The following is a 411-nucleotide window of genomic DNA, read 5'->3' as shown; positions in this document are numbered from 1 at the left end:
TCGTTTCCATTATAAAATATCTTTTAGAGTTTTATTATTTGGTCTAAGCTGTTCGTTTGGGAATGGCTTATCTGTGTTGATGAGTTCTTTCCAAAGGCTTACGCAATTACCATTGATAGGGTTGAAATTTTGCAAATGACTGAAATAACTTTCAAAAAAATAGGTTTCCCACGCTTGTATAAAGTCCTCTAATGAGGTCGTTTTTTTAATATCTATATTCACACTCCCCATACATACATTACCATTTTGATAAACATTAAAAAAAGGAGCATAATACAATTTTGTTTTGGCTGTGGGTCTGCGGTTAGATTTTAAAGCGTATATACTCAAACTTTGCTTAGTCGCTTTCCATAATAACGGAGGAGTATAAGCCGTTCCGCTTGGTATCTCTAAACTTTCCACAAAATATAG

1 pseudogene is annotated in these 411 nt (G+C 33.6%); it reads right to left on the bottom strand.

The features are described from left to right. Nucleotides 1–9: 9 nt before the first annotated feature. Nucleotides 10–411, bottom strand: a pseudogene (locus VQ048_RS12715) (PRTRC system protein B); the annotation flags it as partial.

Source organism: Bergeyella anatis (assembly GCF_036016955.1).
In the GTDB taxonomy this organism is placed as follows: domain Bacteria; phylum Bacteroidota; class Bacteroidia; order Flavobacteriales; family Weeksellaceae; genus JAYWXI01.
Note: the sequence above shows the minus strand (reverse complement) of the source record. Positions and strands in the feature narration are given on the sequence as shown.